This is a genomic window from Acetobacter suratthaniensis, assembly GCF_017377745.1.
GTDB lineage: Bacteria > Pseudomonadota > Alphaproteobacteria > Acetobacterales > Acetobacteraceae > Acetobacter > Acetobacter suratthaniensis.
Map to the genome: position 1 here is coordinate 323,185 of NZ_JAFVMG010000001.1, position 16,246 is coordinate 339,430.

The 16,246-nt window shown below is 62.1% G+C and carries 19 protein-coding genes; 4 read left to right on the top strand and 15 right to left on the bottom strand.

The window, feature by feature from the left end; translation table 11 throughout:
- Nucleotides 1-29 precede the first annotated feature (29 nt).
- On the top strand, nucleotides 30-560 hold the full coding sequence (locus J2D75_RS01525; RefSeq protein ID WP_207852063.1) for a hypothetical protein: 531 nt from the start codon (nucleotides 30-32) through the stop codon (nucleotides 558-560).
- 61 nt (nucleotides 561-621) lie between these two features.
- Here the strand turns inward: J2D75_RS01525 and ccmI are convergent, their stop codons facing one another.
- The 7 genes from ccmI to J2D75_RS01560 all read right to left on the bottom strand — a co-directional run bounded on the left by ccmI (nucleotide 622) and on the right by J2D75_RS01560 (nucleotide 6,033).
- On the bottom strand, nucleotides 622-1,353 hold the full coding sequence (gene ccmI, locus J2D75_RS01530) for a c-type cytochrome biogenesis protein CcmI (RefSeq protein WP_207852065.1): 732 nt from the start codon (nucleotides 1,351-1,353) through the stop codon (nucleotides 622-624).
- Nucleotides 1,350-1,865 carry a cytochrome c-type biogenesis protein gene (locus J2D75_RS01535; protein WP_207852067.1) on the bottom strand — a complete coding sequence of 172 codons (516 nt, stop codon included), beginning with the start codon at nucleotides 1,863-1,865 and terminating at the stop codon, nucleotides 1,350-1,352. The genes ccmI and J2D75_RS01535 overlap by 4 nt, the downstream gene beginning before the upstream one ends.
- A complete protein-coding gene (locus J2D75_RS01540) occupies nucleotides 1,862-2,434 on the bottom strand; it encodes a DsbE family thiol:disulfide interchange protein (RefSeq protein ID WP_207852069.1) in 573 nt (190 codons plus the stop codon). Before J2D75_RS01540 ends, J2D75_RS01535 begins: the two co-directional genes overlap by 4 nt.
- Nucleotides 2,431-4,428, bottom strand: a complete 1,998-nt coding sequence (locus J2D75_RS01545; RefSeq protein ID WP_207852071.1) for a heme lyase CcmF/NrfE family subunit — start codon at nucleotides 4,426-4,428, stop codon at nucleotides 2,431-2,433. The genes J2D75_RS01540 and J2D75_RS01545 overlap by 4 nt, the downstream gene beginning before the upstream one ends.
- Before the next feature lie 92 nt (nucleotides 4,429-4,520).
- A complete protein-coding gene (gene ccmE / locus J2D75_RS01550; RefSeq protein WP_207852073.1) occupies nucleotides 4,521-5,084 on the bottom strand; it encodes a cytochrome c maturation protein CcmE in 564 nt (187 codons plus the stop codon).
- Nucleotides 5,081-5,260 carry a heme exporter protein CcmD gene (locus J2D75_RS01555; RefSeq protein ID WP_207852075.1) on the bottom strand — a complete coding sequence of 60 codons (180 nt, stop codon included), beginning with the start codon at nucleotides 5,258-5,260 and terminating at the stop codon, nucleotides 5,081-5,083. The genes ccmE and J2D75_RS01555 overlap by 4 nt, the downstream gene beginning before the upstream one ends.
- A complete protein-coding gene (locus J2D75_RS01560) occupies nucleotides 5,257-6,033 on the bottom strand; it encodes a heme ABC transporter permease (protein ID WP_207852077.1) in 777 nt (258 codons plus the stop codon). The genes J2D75_RS01555 and J2D75_RS01560 overlap by 4 nt, the downstream gene beginning before the upstream one ends.
- Before the next feature lie 182 nt (nucleotides 6,034-6,215).
- On the opposite strand from J2D75_RS01560, the gene J2D75_RS01565 reads away from it, so the two are divergent.
- Complete coding sequence (locus tag J2D75_RS01565) at nucleotides 6,216-6,509, top strand: YciI family protein (protein ID WP_207852079.1); 294 nt, start codon at nucleotides 6,216-6,218, stop codon at nucleotides 6,507-6,509.
- 2 nt (nucleotides 6,510-6,511) lie between these two features.
- On the top strand, nucleotides 6,512-6,931 hold the full coding sequence (locus J2D75_RS01570; RefSeq protein WP_207852081.1) for an EVE domain-containing protein: 420 nt from the start codon (nucleotides 6,512-6,514) through the stop codon (nucleotides 6,929-6,931).
- Between the two features lie 51 nt (nucleotides 6,932-6,982).
- Here the strand turns inward: J2D75_RS01570 and J2D75_RS01575 are convergent, their stop codons facing one another.
- Together J2D75_RS01575 and J2D75_RS01580 are read right to left on the bottom strand one after the other, a co-directional pair.
- Entirely contained in the window at nucleotides 6,983-7,318 is a 336-nt protein-coding gene (locus tag J2D75_RS01575) for a TIGR01244 family sulfur transferase (protein WP_207852083.1), read from the bottom strand.
- A 71-nt stretch (nucleotides 7,319-7,389) separates the two neighbouring features.
- Nucleotides 7,390-8,109: a hypothetical protein gene (locus J2D75_RS01580; protein WP_243428383.1), complete on the bottom strand. Its 720-nt coding sequence runs from the start codon at nucleotides 8,107-8,109 to the stop codon at nucleotides 7,390-7,392.
- A 219-nt stretch (nucleotides 8,110-8,328) separates the two neighbouring features.
- Here J2D75_RS01580 and J2D75_RS01585 point away from each other — a divergent pair, with 219 nt between their 5' ends.
- A complete protein-coding gene (locus J2D75_RS01585; RefSeq protein ID WP_207852085.1) occupies nucleotides 8,329-9,198 on the top strand; it encodes an EcsC family protein in 870 nt (289 codons plus the stop codon).
- Nucleotides 9,199-9,218: 20 nt separating this feature from the next.
- Here J2D75_RS01585 and J2D75_RS01590 read toward each other — a convergent pair whose 3' ends face one another.
- From J2D75_RS01590 to J2D75_RS01615, 6 genes are all read right to left on the bottom strand, one after another.
- Nucleotides 9,219-9,365 carry a hypothetical protein gene (locus J2D75_RS01590; protein ID WP_207852087.1) on the bottom strand — a complete coding sequence of 49 codons (147 nt, stop codon included), beginning with the start codon at nucleotides 9,363-9,365 and terminating at the stop codon, nucleotides 9,219-9,221.
- 13 nt (nucleotides 9,366-9,378) lie between these two features.
- Nucleotides 9,379-10,353, bottom strand: a complete 975-nt coding sequence (locus J2D75_RS01595; RefSeq protein WP_207852089.1) for a 2-hydroxyacid dehydrogenase — start codon at nucleotides 10,351-10,353, stop codon at nucleotides 9,379-9,381.
- Between the two features lie 233 nt (nucleotides 10,354-10,586).
- A complete protein-coding gene (locus J2D75_RS01600; protein WP_207852091.1) occupies nucleotides 10,587-12,089 on the bottom strand; it encodes an amino acid permease in 1,503 nt (500 codons plus the stop codon).
- A 90-nt stretch (nucleotides 12,090-12,179) separates the two neighbouring features.
- Entirely contained in the window at nucleotides 12,180-13,583 is a 1,404-nt protein-coding gene (locus J2D75_RS01605; protein ID WP_207852093.1) for an FGGY family carbohydrate kinase, read from the bottom strand.
- A 2-nt stretch (nucleotides 13,584-13,585) separates the two neighbouring features.
- Nucleotides 13,586-14,806 (bottom strand): NAD(P)/FAD-dependent oxidoreductase, encoded by a 1,221-nt coding sequence (locus J2D75_RS01610; RefSeq protein ID WP_207852095.1) that lies wholly within the window; start codon nucleotides 14,804-14,806, stop codon nucleotides 13,586-13,588.
- Nucleotides 14,803-16,227 (bottom strand): FAD-dependent oxidoreductase, encoded by a 1,425-nt coding sequence (locus tag J2D75_RS01615; protein ID WP_207852097.1) that lies wholly within the window; start codon nucleotides 16,225-16,227, stop codon nucleotides 14,803-14,805. The genes J2D75_RS01610 and J2D75_RS01615 overlap by 4 nt, the downstream gene beginning before the upstream one ends.
- Between the last annotated feature and the right edge of the window lie 19 nt (nucleotides 16,228-16,246).

Here is a 16,246-nt window from a genome sequence, read left to right on the forward strand (position 1 = left end):
GGGGCGGCAAGCAGGAGCATAGACACGCCATGACATTGGGCGAGCGTATTACCAGCATGGATGCCTGGCTGCTGGACAAGGTCTTTCAGCCTCTGGCTGATCGCCTGCCAGACCGGTTAAGCCCGTTTGATGTGGGCATGAGCCTTCAGCTTGGCTCCATTCTCATGACGGCGGTTGTCATTGCGGGTGTGTTCTTCATGTCTGGCATGACCGCCATTTCAGACATGCTGTATAACGTTCTGGGCTGGGTTCTGTATCTGACCTTTTTTATCGGGACGGCGCGCATGCGAGCGCTGGTCAAGGTCGGGCAGGCCAATCCTTTACGTTATATGCTGCTCAGCCTGCGGGTGCTGTCCATCGGCTTCATGGCCTACAAGCTTTATGAAGCCGTGAGCGCTCCCATGATTTTCGCCATGATTGTCTGGCCGGATGCCTGTGGCAGCGTTGTTTTTGCCATGGGGCTGTATTTTATTTCCTGCCAGCCGCCCTCTCCATGGCGGCAGACACGTAAACAAACCCATCTGCGGCCCGTTTTTGTGCGGAGCGGAAACGGCTTTTAAAGCAGGCATTCGCCTGTACCCGGTCAGGCTAGGAGCCTGACCGGGTGCCCTTTACGGGTGTTTACGGATTTTCCTGATCATGTTCGCCCTGCGCTACGCGGGCCTGTGCGGCTTCACGCCATGGCGCACCCTGCGGGGCGGCATCCAGCGCCTTGCGGAACAGGGCCAGCGCATCGGGGGTTACGTGATGGTGTGCGCGGGTCAGCGCCTCACCTGTGCGGGCGGCCAGTTCGGCATCAAAGCCCATATCCAGCGCCTGCCCCCATGCCTGAGCGGCTTGCTCGTAATGGTCACGCCCGGCTTCGGCCTGTCCGAGCAGCAGGTAGCCCTGTCTACGGTTGGGGTCGGTTGCGGGGAGTGCCGTAATGGCAGAGCGTAACTGGGCGATAACGGCATCATCGCGCACATCGTGCTGATGCTGTTCTACCAGCCGGGGGCCAAGTGGCTGGGCTGGCAGCATGGGTGCACCGTTGGTCAGATACAGGGCGACAGCCAGCACCGGAGCCAGCCCGAGAGCCAGCCAGCCCGGCCATGCCGCACTCCGTTCCCGTGCGGAGGACGGGGCCATGTCGGCGGCCAGAATGCGGCGCTGGATTTCCAATACTGCAATACTGTGCTCGCCCGAGGCAATCAGGCCAACTGTCAGATCGCGGTCGAGTTCGGCCAACTGGGCATCGTGCAGGGCGAGTGCGGTGCTGCGCTCATCGCGGATGGAGCGGGTGCGCCGCCATAGGGCCGTGGCCGCAGGGGCCAGCGCAATGAGGCTGAGCAGCGCAATGGAAAGCCAGATCATGTCCTGTCGTCCTTTCCGGTCAGTTGGGCGAGCCGGTTTTTTTCATCGTCGCTCAGGGGCGGTGGTGGCGGTGCGGCCGCATGGCGGCGATAAAAGAAAAATGCAGCGCCGCAGCCTAAGAGCAGGGCCAGAACCGGCATGCTCCAGAGCATGATGGTGCCAAGAGACAGGGCGGGCTTCAGCCGGATAAAATTGCCATACCGGCTAACCATCCATTGCATGATCTGCTGGTTGCTTTCGCCCTGTGCCACATGCTCACGCACGACGCGGCGCAGATCGCGGGCCAGTCCGGCGCTGCTGTCTTCAATCGACTCATTTTGGCAGACAAGACAGCGTAATTGCGCACCGATAGCCTCGGCCCGGGCTTCCGCATGCGGGTCGGGCAGCATTTCGGATGGATCATCTACCGCAAGGCCATAGAGCGGCACCGCCAGCAGCAGGCTTGCGGCTAGCAGGCCAGAGGCAAGGCGGCTGAACAACCGCCGAATGGGGGTGGGGGAAGGGGCGCTCATGGGGTTTTAAGCCGTGCGGCCAGCGGCAGAATGGTGCCGCGAATAATGTCTTCGCTCAGCGGGGTGGCCGTATGCCAGCGAATAACGCCACCCGGCCCGATCAGGAAGGTTTCCGGCACGCCGGACAAACCCCAGTCCATGCCTGCGCGGCCCTGCGGGTCATTGCCCAGACGGGCGAACGGATTGCCCGAGTGGCGCAGGAAGGCCGCTGCATTGTCCGGCTTGTCCTTGTAGGCCACGCCCCATATTGGCAACTGATCTTTGAACGCCATGAGTGTGGGCATTTCCGCAACGCAGGGAATGCACCACGAGGCAAAAAAATTGACCAGAACAGGGGCCGTAAGGGCTTTCAGTTCGGCGGTGCCAAAGCCTTCGGCAGGAGGCAGCCCCGGCAGATTGAAGTCTGGCACAGGGCGGTCAAGCACCGGGGCATTGATGTCATGCGGGTTGAATGATCCGTGCTGCATGCCCGAGAGCATCTTCCAGAACGCCACGCCCACGGCTCCGGCTCCGGCCAGAGGCAGGGCCATGAGAAGGCGGCGGCGGGTGGTGGAACCGGAGGTGTTCATGCGTTGTTACCCTGTGTGGAGGCAGGCTGTACGGAAGAAGCAGCGCGGCGGGGTGCGCCCACACGCACCCGCCTGTCTGACAGCGACAGGGCGCCACCAAAGGCCATCACCAATGCACCCAGCCACATCCACGGTGCCAGCGGGTTGTAATGCAGGCGCAGCACATAGGTCATGTGGCCTTCCGTGCCGTGGCTGTCGCCCAGCACGCCGTACAGATCCGAAAGCAGGTTGGTATGGATGGCGACATCGGTTGTGGTCTGGTTCTGGGTGTTGAAACTACGCTTTGACGGGCGCAGCACCGTTACCAGTTGCCCGTTGCGGCGGATTTCAATCGTGGCGACCATCGCCGTATAGTTGGGGCCGGGTTCGCTATGTACGTCCGTCAGCGTCCACTCATACCCCGCGAGGGTCTGGGTGGAGCCTGTTGGTACCTCCACAATCCGGTGCTGCGCCTGCGACATGCCAGCAAGCCCCAGTACGGTAATGGCCACACCCGTATGGGCAATGGCCGTGCCGATAATGGCGCGTGGCAATCCGCGCAGACGGTGCAGGCTGGTAGCCAGAGAAACCCGGAAAAGCTGAATGCGCGTTGCGATGTCGGTGGCGCAACTGACCATGATCCAGATCGCGGCGGCAGCGCACAGCACCGGCAGCACGCCCGAAAGCTGGCGGGTGGCGACAAGGGCGGCCACAACTGTCAGGCCCGCTGCCAGCCACAGGCGGTTGAGCACGGGCCAGAGCTGTGCGCGCTTCCAGGGTAGCATGGGGCCAAACCCCATGAAGATGAACAGCGGCAGGGCAAGCGGAATGGTGGTCGCGTCAAAAAATGGCTTGCCGACTGAAATCGTGCGGTCGAACAGCAGCGACATGAAAGGCGGATACATGGTGCCTGTTAGCACCACGGCGCAGAGCGAACACAGCAGGATGTTGTTCAGCACCAGAGCGCCTTCGCGCGAGAGCGGGGCAAATAGTCCCCCCGCCGTCAGCGAAGGTGCGCGATAGGCAAACAGGGCCAGAGAGCCACCAATAACCAGCCCCAAAAGCCCGAGAATGAAAATGCCGCGCGCAGGATCATTGGCAAAAGCATGCACGGAATTGAGAATGCCCGAACGCACAAGGAATGTGCCTGAAAGCGAGAAGGAAAACGTGCCGATGGCCAGCAGCACGGTCCAGATTTTCAGTGCTTCGCGCTTTTCCACCACAATGGCGGAATGAATAAGGGCGGTGCCGGTCAGCCACGGAATAAGCGAGGCGTTTTCAACCGGGTCCCAGAACCAGTAACCACCCCAGCCCAGCACGTAGTAAGACCACCATGACCCCATGGCGATCCCGCAGGTCAGAAAGCACCATGCGGCCACGGCCCATGGGCGTACCCAGCGGCCCCATGCGGCATCAACCCGTCCTTCGATCAGGGCGGCGATGGCAAAGGCAAACGGCACGGCAAAACCAACATAGCCGGTGTAGAGAATGGGCGGATGGAAGGCCAGACCGGGGTCCTGCAACAGCGGATTCATGCCCTGCCCCTCCATGGGGGCGGGCCATACGCGCGCGAACGGGTCTGATGTGGTGAGGCAGAAGAGTTCAAACCCGGTGGCGACAAGGCCCAGAATGGCGATAACCCGCGCCCGCAGGGCAGAAGGCAGGTTGCGCCCGAAGGCGGCTACGGCCGCCCCGCACAGCCCCAGAATAAGCGCCCAGAGCAGGATAGAGCCTTCGTGGTTCCCCCACACGCCGGTAATTTTGTACAGCAGCGGTTTGGAAACAGCACTGTTGGCGGCCACGTTCTGGACTGAAAAATCATCCGTGACGGCGGCATGGATCAGGCAGGCAAAGGCCGTAACCAGCCCGATAAGCTGACCTATGGCCAGACCGGGGGCAAGCGCCATCAGGCGCGGGTCGCGCCGGTGTGCGCCAATAAGGGGGAGTATGCCCTGCACGGCGGCCAGAACGCAGGCGAGGGCAAGGGCGTAGTGTCCGAGTTCGGGGCTCAGCATGGGAAAGTTCGTCTGTCCTGCGTCAGGTCTGCGGAACCGGCGGCGCGCGCCGGTAGCGGTGAGGAAAAGAGGGGCTTAGGTAAAAAACAGCTTCAGGGGGCTGGCTGTGTAGTGGTTTGCGCCGGAGCCGGAGCTGCGGCGGGGGCAGTCATATCCTTGCGGGCATCCTGCACGGTCATGCTGTTCCAGCTTGCCGCACTGGGGGGCGGGCCGAAGCGCGGGTCCCATTTGCCGCTTTTTTTCAGGGCTTCGGCTACTTCCTTGGGCATGTAGGTTTCATCATGCTTGGCCAGCACTTCCGATGCGGTGAAATCATGCGCGGAATTGGCGGTGCCAATGGCGACAACGCTCTGCCCCTCACGGAACAGGTCGGGCAGGATACCCTCGTAATGCACGCTGACCGCAGCCTGACCGTCCGTTACATCAAACGTGGCCACGGGGGTTTCGCCGTGGCGTTCGCGGTGGACGGAGCCAGCCACCACCATGCCGCCGAGCTTGACGGTGCGATCCTTCGGCGGCGGCGAGGCCGCAACCTGTGACGGGGTGACAAAAAATACGATGTCGGATGAAAACGCCCGCAGCACCAGAGTTGCGGCGGTGCCAAGACAGGCCACGCAGGCAATTACAAGCCACAGGCGGCGGGTCTTGCGGGTCATGATGAGGGGGTATCCATGCTGCTGGCGGCGGGCTGGACGGCGCGCAGGCTACTGCGCTCCAGTGTCGCCAGACGCGCACGCGCCGTTTTCAGCCGCCATGCGGCGTTGAGGGACAGAGCAAGGGTCAGCACAAGGCCAAGCCCGTAACTGGCGGCAATATAGGGCAGGTGTGTCATGCGGCAGTCCCCTGATTACGGCGAGGTGAGGAAAGCAGCGCCTGAATACGGCTTTCCATCACGGCGGCGCGGGTGCGTGCGAGCACCAGTGCGGCAAAGCCAAGGGAAATACCCAGAGTGGACAGCGCCAGCGGCCACAGCATGGAACTGGACATGGTGGGGGCGCCGGTCAGGGTAATGCTGTCGGGCTGGTGCAGGGTATTCCACCATTGCACGCTAAACTTGATAATGGGCAGATCAACCGCTCCGGCAAGGGCCAGAATGGCGGCGGCACGGTAGCCGCGCTGCGGGTCGTCAAACGCGCGGATGAGCGTGATATGGCCGAGATAGAGAAAAAACAGCACCAGCACGGAGGTTAGCCGGGCATCCCATACCCACCATGTTCCCCACATGGGTTTACCCCAGAGCGAACCTGTTGCCAGACACAGCGCGGTAATGCAGGCCCCCACCGGCCCGATTTCAACCGCGGCCAGATCAGCCAGCGGGTGCCGCCACACAAGAGACAGTACGGCACAGACCGCCAGCCCGGCATATCCGCCAGACGCCAGCATGGCGGCGGGTACGTGGATATACATGATCCGTACGGAATCCCCCTGCTGCCAGTCAGCCGGAGAGAAAAACAGCCCCCAGCCCAGTCCGGTCAGGGTCAGGATAATGGCGGGCCATGTCAGCCATGGCTGTAGGCGCGCGCCCAGTTTCAGGAACCGGCCGGGGTTGGCGTAACGGTGAAAGAAACTGCCGGTGCGCGCGACAAGGGTGGGTGAGGCGCTCAAAAGGGGTCAGCTCCGTGTGTCTGGTTGCGCTTGGGTCGTTCTCCTTTCCATATCCGCGCGCCGGGGGAAAGGGGCGAACAAAGGAGACCGCTCAGCTTGCCTTTACAGCATTAAACGGCTCTTGACACGATACGGGTGTTCATGGGCGTTCTGCCCCAGCAACACAACGGAAGGATAATGCGATGCTGTTTGCCATCATCTGTACGGATCGCCCGGGTCTTCAGGAACTGCGGGCCGTTACCCGTGCGCAGCATCTGGCTTTTCTGGAAACATACCGTGCGTCCCTCCAGTTTGCGGGGCCGCAGCTTGATCCGCAGGGCAATGCCTGCGGCAGTCTGATCCTGCTTGATGTGCCAGACCGCGAAGCCGCGGAAGGCTTTGCCGCAGCAGACCCGTATATGGGCGTGAACCTGTTTGAAAGCGTGGTTATCCGGCCTTTGCGCACAGTCTTTAAAGATGGCAGGCAGGCGGATTAGGCATGTCTTTCTGGCTGATAAAAAGTGAGCCGGACGCCTTTAGCTGGGATGAGCAGGTGGCCAATGGCGTAGAACCCTGGACAGGGGTGCGCAACTATCAGGCCCGCAAAAATCTGGCTGCCATGAAAGCGGGAGACCGGGCGTTTTTCTACCATTCCAACGTGCAGCGCGCGATTGTGGGGGTAGTTGAGATTGTTCGGGAAGCTTACCCGGACCCCACAGCGACCGAAGGTGCATGGGTCTGTGTGGATGTGCGGACTGTAGGCCCCATGCCCGAGCCTGTAAGTCTTGCTCAGATCAAGGCGGACCCGGCTCTGGCCGAGCTGGCGTTGGTCAGGCAGTCTCGTTTGTCTGTCTGCCCGGTTTCGGCTGAACACTGGGCTTATCTATGCCGTCTGGGTGGCTGGGTCGAACCAGCTTGAGCCAGCCCCCGGCACACGGGCCGGGGGTGGTATCACTTTAATGTGACAGGTTCAGCCCTGTGTGGCAGCGCCCCATAGCTGGGCTGAACGGTTGCCGCTGCGGCAATAGGCGAAAATCGGCCCCGGCAGCGTGTTGAGTGCTTCCTGCGTTTCAATAATGGCGTCGGAAGAGGGCGCCTGACCCGATGCAACCGGAATGGCGATAAAGGACAGACCGGCTGCGGCCGCAGCTTCGCCAATGCTCTGGGCAGAAGGCTGGCCGGGTTCTTCGGCATCGGGGCGGTTGCAGATAATGGTCTTGAACCCCGCATCACGGATGGCCGCGATATCTTGCACGGAAATTTGGGGAGAGACGACAAAGTCAGCGGTCAACTGGCGAATGGTCATGCCTGAATATCCTAATTAATGGAAAACCGGAGCGCTGCTGCCACCCGCAGGACGGGCGGCAGCTCCACGTTCTAGCGGTGAATGAAATACATGTCCTGATAGAGATCCTGCAAAGCGGCGTGATTGGCCATGCAGCGGCGTACCAGCATGGCGCGCAGGCTTACAGCGGCTTCCTGCATGGAAGGATCAAGGGTTTTGTGGTCGATGGCCGGGTAATGCTTCAGGCAGCTTTTCAGGGTGGGGTTGTTCATATCCACACCGTTGCGCAGCTTTTCCTTGAGCGCATCATAGTATTTCGAAATGCTGGTGTCTGAATCCCACCGGGCGAGGGATGAACTGACATGGCCGTCATGCGTATAATACACCACGGACAGGAAGCCGCTTTCCGCAGGCTGTCCCGGCACACTTGCCGTCATGTGGCAGGCGCGCTGTGAATACGGCGGAATGTACACTTCCGGTGCGCTGGACAGGTCGGACACCGTGACGGTGGGGGTTTCTCTTGCGGGTTGGGAGTTGTTCTGGGCGTTGGCTCCGTCTGTGGAGTGCGCCTTTTGCCATGCCTGAGCGATCAGGGGCTGGTAGATGCCTATGGGCCCAAAGTTTGCAGTCTGACACAGGCTGGGGTCGTTGCGGGCATCGGCCAGCGCTACCCGGTAGGCCTTGCGCGCAGGGTTGGCGCAACCGCTCAGGGTCAGCAGCATGGCCAGCAGGGGGGCGCCCCGCAGCATGACGCTGGCAAGGGTGCCTGCCTTGAATGAGAAAGGGGCGGAACGGGGGGGACGGCCAACCATCACGGCAACTCCTTGAAAGCGCGGGACGGGAGACAGGCATGCGCCAGAGTCTCCCTTACTGGTGTGTAAGGGCTTGCGGCGTGGGAGACAACGCTGTTCGCCCATGCAGGCGGGTGTTGTGTGCCCTGCGCTGTTTTTCGGGCGGCATGACTGATATGCTGGTTTTTACTTGTTTGGCCGGGCACTTGTGGCCGGCGCGGAAGGGTGGGAAGAGCACAGATGAGCACAAAGGAAAATCAGGGCACCGGGGCAACGGCTAACCCTCTTGGTGGTGCGCTGACCACGCTGGTGCTGAGCGGGCCGGAACTGCACGAACTCGAAACCGCTCTGGCTGAGGTGGAGTCGGGTCGAGGCGTGCTTGTTCGTCTGGCGGATATCATGGGGGGCGCGGTCGGGCATGCAGCCCGGCTTGGGCTACGGGGTATCGGTATGGCCCCGAACTTCGAGGAAAAACTGCACGGCCTTGTCGAAACAGCGGTTACGCGTGCGTTTGATGTTGCCGTGCTGGGCTTGCGTGGCACCGCCGATGCCCCGATGGAAGAAACACCGCGCTGGCGTGTGCCCGCCATGCAGGCTGCGGTGGCCGTATCCGGGGCTGTCGGCGGGTTTGCGGGGCTGGCAGGCCTGGGGCCGGATATCGGCTTTACGACCCTGACCATCATGCGCGAGATTGCCCGCATCGCCCGCGAGGAAGGGGAAGACCTGAACGACCCGGATGCCCGCCGTGCCTGTCTGGAAGTGTTCGCGCTCAGGGCATTCCCCAACCGGCGGAATGGTGAGGAAAGCGAGCTTGGCTATTTCTCGGCCCGTGCGGTGCTGCGTGGCCGCCCCGTAGTAATGCTGATTTCCGAGGTGGCCTCGCATTACGGTCTGGCATTGGGGCATAAGCTTTCGCTCCAGCTTATGCCGGTAGCGGGCGCGCTATGCGGTGCATCGCTGAACACGGCGTTTCTTAACCATTATCGTGCGCTGGCTCATGCTCATTTTACCATTCGCAGGCTTGAGCGTGAGCACGGCCCCGTTGTGCGGGATACGGCGCTGGCCATGCGCGATACCCTGAGTGGACAGCCCAAGGATGAGCGGCTTTAAGCCGCTCATTCAGCTTTGTGTCAGGCCTGACCCAGCAGGGTTGTGATGGTTGCCAGTCCTAAAAAGGAAACCCCCAGAATTTCAGCCACCCCTTCATAGGGTGGGGCCAGAAATGTGACGGCAGCGCATAGGCCGATACCAATCACGCAGAACAGGCGCATGGTCATGCGGGCTTCTCCTTCAGGGCGTTACGCGCGAGGGCAGGGGGCGCCCTGCGGCAAGGGCCGCCACGTTATCCAGCGCCAGCATGCACATGGCGGTGCGGGTTTCAACCGTAGCACTCCCTGTATGCGGAGTGGTGAAAACATTGGGCATGGCCACCAGTTCAGGGTTGGGGTTGGGTTCGGTCTGGTAAACATCAAGACCGGCCCCGGCCAGATGGCCTGAACGCAAAGCATTCATCAAAGCGCTTTCGTCCACCAGTTTGCCGCGCGCGGCGTTGACCAGCACAGCGCCACGCGGCAGCAGGGACAGGGTGCGTTCATCCATAAGCGGTGCGCCCGAGCTTTGGGCCGGGGCATGCAGGGTCAGGATGTCGCATTGCGGCAGCATGTCTTCCAGTTGCGCGTAGTAGGTGGCGCCTGCTTCGTGTTCGGGCGGCAGGCGGCTGCGGTTATGGTAGAGAATCTCCATATCAAAACCACGCGCGCGCCTGGCTACGGCCTGACCGATCCGCCCCATGCCGACAATACCAAGCCGTTTGCCCGTAACCCGGTGGCCCAGCATGTCACCCAGCCCCAGTGGGCGGGTCCAGCCGGTTTTGACGAGGGTGAAATATTCCGCAGCTCTGCGGCTGGCGGCCAGAATCAGCATCATGCTCAGGTCTGCATTGCAGTCGGTCAGCACGTCAGGCGTGTTGGACACGGTAATGCCTCGGGCATGCAGGGCCGCAAGGTCAAGATGATCCAGCCCGACGCTGACGGTCGCCACCAGCTTTACGCATTCCGGCAGGGCCGCAATATCGGTGGCGCGCAGGGGTGTCATATGGGTCACCAGCATTGCTGTGGGCTGGTATTCATGCGCCAGTGCCAGCAGGGCGTCGGTGGCCAGAGGGCTTTGTGGCGGGGGTGGTGCGGTAAACTCCGATGCAATGCGTGCTTCCGCCGCGTCAAGCAGGCGGATGGAGCGGATCAGGCGTGGCGCGGTCGTGGGCATGGCGGTCTCCGGGGTCAGGTGCAGGGGGAGCGAACCATGAGTGCGCCCGGTTGCAAACGCGACCGGGGCAGCGTTTGTCGCGTTCCGATGGCTTTAGCCTAGCAAGGCTTATGCCGCATCGCCATAAGGCGGGCGCTGTCGGGGCCGTGAAAAACGCCGTGTGGTGGTCAAAAAATTGTGGCCGCCCTTTGCCTGAAGGAGCGGCCACGTCTCATGCATTGTGTGCGGATGTTTTAGTGTTCCGCAGTATCGTATTCGGCCCCCTTGTCTGCATCCAGAATGGCATCCACCGCGATCATGTCGGGCATGGCCAGACCGTGGCGGCCGCGTGTGGCCAGCAGCCATACGAGGTAGACCGCGCCGATAGCCAGCATGATCAGCACATACAGCCACGGTTTGAAGAAGGACTCATCACGGAAGATCGTCAGTTCAAACAGCAGCCACAACAATGCCAGCGTGACCACCGGCTTTTCCCACCGGCCGAGCGAAAAACCCTGACTGGGCGGCAGGCTGTTGCGGCGGATGGCGTACATCAGCACCGAAACGGTGTAGATGATGGTCGGCAGAAGTGTAGCGGCAGAAAACAGGACAAACAGCGCATCCGTATCGCGCGAGAAGATGCTCAGAATAGCTTCCCCCACAATCGACACCAGAATGGTGGCGTTTACCGGTGTGCGCAGGGTGGGGTGAATGCGGTGCAGCATCTGCCAGCCGGGAAAGCGCTCATCGCGCGACATGGCCCAGACCAGCCGCGTGCCGGACAGCAGAATGACCAGCCCGCAGGCAAAAATGGAAATAATCACCAGCAGCAGCAACAGACTGCCCACTACAGGGCCAAGCACGCGGGTAATGACATCGGCAATCGGGGTGGGGGACGCCGTCATGGCCGTAACATCACCCAGTAGTGCTGTAATGGCGATCAGGAACAGCATGCCAAGTCCGCCCACACTGACAATGGCCTGCCACATGGCGCGCGGCACCACGCGGGCGGGTTCGTTGGTTTCCTCGGCCAGATTGGCGGCGGATTCAAACCCCACAATGGTAAAGGCCCCCAGCAGCGTACCCATGAACCACGGGCCAACATGCGTGAGCGAACCAAGGGAGAAATAACCCGAGCGGCTCAGTGCGCCGGTATTGAACAGCAGTGAAAAATCAAGACTGTGGCGATACCAGCCGACTACGAACAGCAGCACCACAAGGCAGCTCATACCGATCAGTTCAAGGGTGACAGCCATCGCGTTGAAGGCCTGCGTGGCCTTGGTGGAAAAGGCAATCAGCAGGGCCTGTGCGATAATGACAAGAGTGGTAATCCACCATGCGTCAAAAGCGCCACCGGTGTAGTGCAGCATGGCGGGCAGCACGGTTGAGGCAATGGTGTAATCCACGGCGCACAGCACAATCACCAGAAAGGTAAAGCTGACCCACCCCATGATCCAGCCCAGAACCGGGTTGGCCACGCGCGATGTCCACTGATAGGCGTAGCCGGTAATGGGAATACGTGCGGAAAGCGAGCCCAGAACAAACGCCACCATCAACTGCCCGATTACCACAATGGGCCATGTCCAGATTCCCATCGGGCCGGATGTCGCCAGCATGGCCCCATAGGCCGTGAAAATACCCGTGGCGATGGAAACAAAACCAAAGGCGATGGCAAAGGACTGAAACGCGGTGACGTCACGCTTGAGCGTGTCCTGCCCGCCCACATGGGGCAGGGCGGAGGGGGGTATGCTGCTCATGTGTCTTTCCTTATTCGGGTTATTATTTCGAATACGATACAAAATAAAGACGGATGGCTGTTAGGGATAAAAAGCTTTCAAACGGGGTGTTCAGTCGGGGGTATTCCCGGTCGGGCCAAACCAGTGGCGCGATCGTTCGACCGCCTTGCGGAAAAGCTCATGCTCTGCCGCGCTGACGGTGCCATCGGGGTGGAAAACGCGGGTCTGGTTGCGGATGGGCGCAACATCCACTCCGCACAGTTCGGCAAGGCCCAGCGCCGTGACTTCATGCATGGCCGGCACGATAATGGTGCGCTTGCTGGCCGAGGCCAGAAACTGCGCGAAATACCAGCTTTGTGACAGGCCGCCATCGCAGGTGATGCTGGCCCCTGTAGGGGCTGCGGCAATCAGTCCGCTTGTCAGCATGGCAATGCCTTCGAGCAGGGCGCGTACCATGTCCTGCCGGGTGGTGCCGTGCGACATGCCAATGAACAGAGGGGCGGCTGTCCTGTCCCAGAACGGAGCGGCTAGCCCGGAGAGGGCAGGCACGCAGACCAGCCCGCGTGAAAGAGCTGATGGCCCCTCGAAATCAGACAGCTCCTCCATGATGTCGAACAGCCTGAGGCTGCGCGCCCATTCCAGTGCGGCTCCTGCATCATATACCCCGCCTTCCAGTGCGTAGGTGGGGGCGGCATCGTGCAGGCGCCAGGCTACTGTGGGCAGCAGATCCCCTTCTGGTGGGCGGTTTTCTCCCGCAACAGTCAGCAGGAAAGCGCCCGTGCCGAACGTTATTTTGGTATCGCCCGGCGCGCGGCAGCCATGGCCATAGAGTGCGGCCTGCTGATCGACGATGGAGGTTATGACGGGCACCCCGTCTATGCAGCCAAACCCGCCATTGACGCTGCGGATTGCGGGCAGGCAGTCCAGCGGCACGCCATGCAGGGCGCAAAGTTCAGCACTCCACTGGCCCGTTTGCAGGTCTAGCAGGCCCGTGCGTGAGGCGGTGGCGGCATCGGTTGCAAAAACACCGCAGAGCCGATCGAGAAAAAACGCATCCGTGGTGCCTAGCCGCAAACGGCCTTCCGCCAGAGCCGTGCGGGCGGCGGGCAGGGTCTGTACAATCCAGCCGAGCTTGCTGGCGGAAAAATACGGGTCGAGCGGTAGGCCGCACAGGGCGCGCGAACGTTCGGCGGCATCGGCGCTCAGGCTGGCCAGACTGTCTGCCGTGCGGGCATCCTGCCAGACGATCACGGGGGAGAGTGGCGCGCCTGTAAGGGCATCCCATGCCAGACAGCTTTCTCCCTGATTGGCAATGCCGATGGCATCTATCCGCCCGGCCTGAGCCAGAAGCGTGCGCAGGTTGGCCAGCAGTTCCTCTGCATCATGTTCCACATGGCCCGGATGCGGGTAGTGCTGGGCATGCTGGATGCTGCCGACAAGTTGCCAGTCTGCGCCATCCTCAAACACGAGACAGCGGGTTGAGGTGGTGCCTTGGTCAAGGGCCGCGACGCGCATTGTCAACTCCGCTCATCGAAATGAAAATGAACATGCTCGGCCTGCGTGGCCTGTGGCGGCAGGGGTACCAGCACCCGGCGTTCCGGCCGCCATGCGCCACGCTTGCGCCAGACTTCCTCACCATCGAGCGTCAGGCGCAGCACGCCGCGTGCCGCCCGGTCGAAGCGGAGCTGAAAGGAAGGGAATGCCCGTTGCGGGCGTGTACTGCGGCGCAGGAGCGAAGGCACAACAAGGCGTAGCGGCGCATCAAACGTAACCGGCACAGGGGGAGCCGTTTCGGGTGACTGGCGCAGGTCATCCGCAACGGCAGCGCCTACGGCCCTGCCTTCCCGAAAGGCCCAGCCGCCGGTTTCGATAGCGCGCAGGATATTGCCCCCCGCGAAAATAAGCGGGTCATGCGTGCGGCCATACTGGTCGATGGCCGGGCCGGACGTGGCGGGTTCCACCCCTATATCAGACTGGAGGAACAACGCGCTTTCAGGCGTGAAACGGCCAGTCAGCAGCAGCCCGTCGCATGCGAGGGCGCGGGTAGCCCCTCCCTTACGGACAGTGACCTCATTAACGTTTGGTGTGCCGAGAATATCGCTGACCTCCACCCCGCAGAGCAGGGGGATACCCATCAGGCGCGGGAACAGGCGCAGCGGCCAACGGGCCAGCGGTGCGGGGGCGGTTTCTATCATGGCTACAGGGCGGATGCCGTGGGTCAGGCAGGTTAGCAGCGCTGAAAACGACACCAGTTCCGTGCCAAGAATAACCGGCCTGCGGAAAGGGCGCAGGCCATGAAAGGCAAGGCTGGCCTGCAATGTGCCGGTGGTTATAACGCCTTGTGGCCTGTCGCCGGGTAGCAGGCGGGCCGCGCGGGAGCGTTCGCGTGCGCCGGTCATGACCAGAATCCGCCGGGCCTGTAGTGTCTGCAAACCCTGTGCTGAGACAACCTGCACCACCCCATGAGGCTGCACGGCGGTAACGGCGTGGCCGGTGCGGATGTCCAGCCCGGCCTTGTGTGCTGCGCGTGCCAGCCTGCGCCCATAGGCTGCGCCAAAATAAACACGTCCGAACTCGCGCATGCCAAAAGGCGAATGGGCGCAATGGCGGGTGGCTCCGCCCAGTTCGGCTTCGCGCTCAAGCAGCACAACGCGCGGCACACCCTGTTTGCGCAGCGTAAGCCCCGCCGCGACACCAGAGGGGCCACCCCCGATAATGATCACATCCGCTGTGGTCATGGTGTGTCCCCCTGCGATCCGGTTGCGGCAGGGGGCGGGTTGCTAAAACAGCCCTGCGTCATTTCGGCTACGCGTGCGCCACAGTAAAAGCCCTGACAGCGGCCCATGCCCGCACGTGTACGGCGTTTGAAGCCACCGGGGTCTCCGGGGGGGAGGGGGCTGGCCAGTGCGGCTTCAATTTCGCGGCGCGTCACCCGTTCGCAATGGCAGATGATTTCGCCATGATCCGCGCGCTGCCAGTCGCGTTCCTCGGTTTCCGTCAGATTAGGCACACGGATGTCTGGAATGCCGGGAGGCGGGGTCAGTGGCGTGCCAAACCGTTCGTAAAGATGCAGGGCGTGGGCCGCCAGCCCAAGGGCGGCGCTCAATCCCGTGGAGCGGATACCCCCCAGAGTGATGGCGCGCTGGGCGGGGGCGCTATAGACGCGGTAGGCTTTTTGCTCCGTGGCGGGGCGCAGGCCCGCATAGGTGGCGCTGACCGGCATAGTCCTGAGTATGGGCAGCAGTTCCGCACCGCGCTGGAGCAGTGCTTCAAGAGTGTCGGTTTCCAGGCTGGCGCGGGTGCGGTCGGGCTGTTCTTCCGCCGTGGGGCCGATCAGCACATTGCCAAATGCCGTGGGGCAGATGACAATCCCTTTGGTGATGGCGGTCGGTACCGGCAGGATAATGCGCGGCACATGGCGGAAAGCCGCCTTGTCCAGCACAACAAACTGTCCTTTGCGGGGGCGGATTTCAAAGCGTTCGGGCAGTTCAAGGCAACGGTCAACCCTGTCGCCGTACAGTCCGGCGCAGTTGATCACAGCGCCTGCACGCAGGGTGCCGGTGCTGGTTTGCAATGTCCATGTGCCGTCAAACGTGCCGTGCAGCAGTTCGGTCGCGCGCAGAACGGTGGCCCCCAGCGCCATGGCCTGCGTGACATAGGCCAGCGGCGCCGACCATGGGTCGATAACGTGTTCACCCTCAACTTCCAGTGCGGCCACCAGCCGACTGGACAGGGCAGGCACCAGTGCGCGGGCCTGTGCTGCGGACAGGGGGCGCACGGCCTGCACACCGTTGGCATGGGCCTGTTGCTCTATGCCGTGCAGGCTTTCATGTTCTCCAGCACTCCATGCGCAGACAAGGGCTCCGGTTCTGACCAGAGAAAGCCCGAGTTCGCGGTGGATGGAGAGATATTCCTCACGCCCCTTGCGCACCAGTTCCAGTTCAAGGCTGTCGGGTGGTGCGTCAAAACCGGTGTGCAGAATGGCGCTGTTGGCTTTTGAGGCCCCGCTGAGAATGTCCGTGCCTTTTTCAATCAACACCACCCGCGCACCGGCCAGTGCAAAACGCCGTGCTACGGCGCAGCCGACCACACCTGCGCCGATAATGGCGACATCGTAAAAACCATCGGGACTGCTCTCATGGGGGACGGGATTGGACACGCGCTTTTACCATTCGACC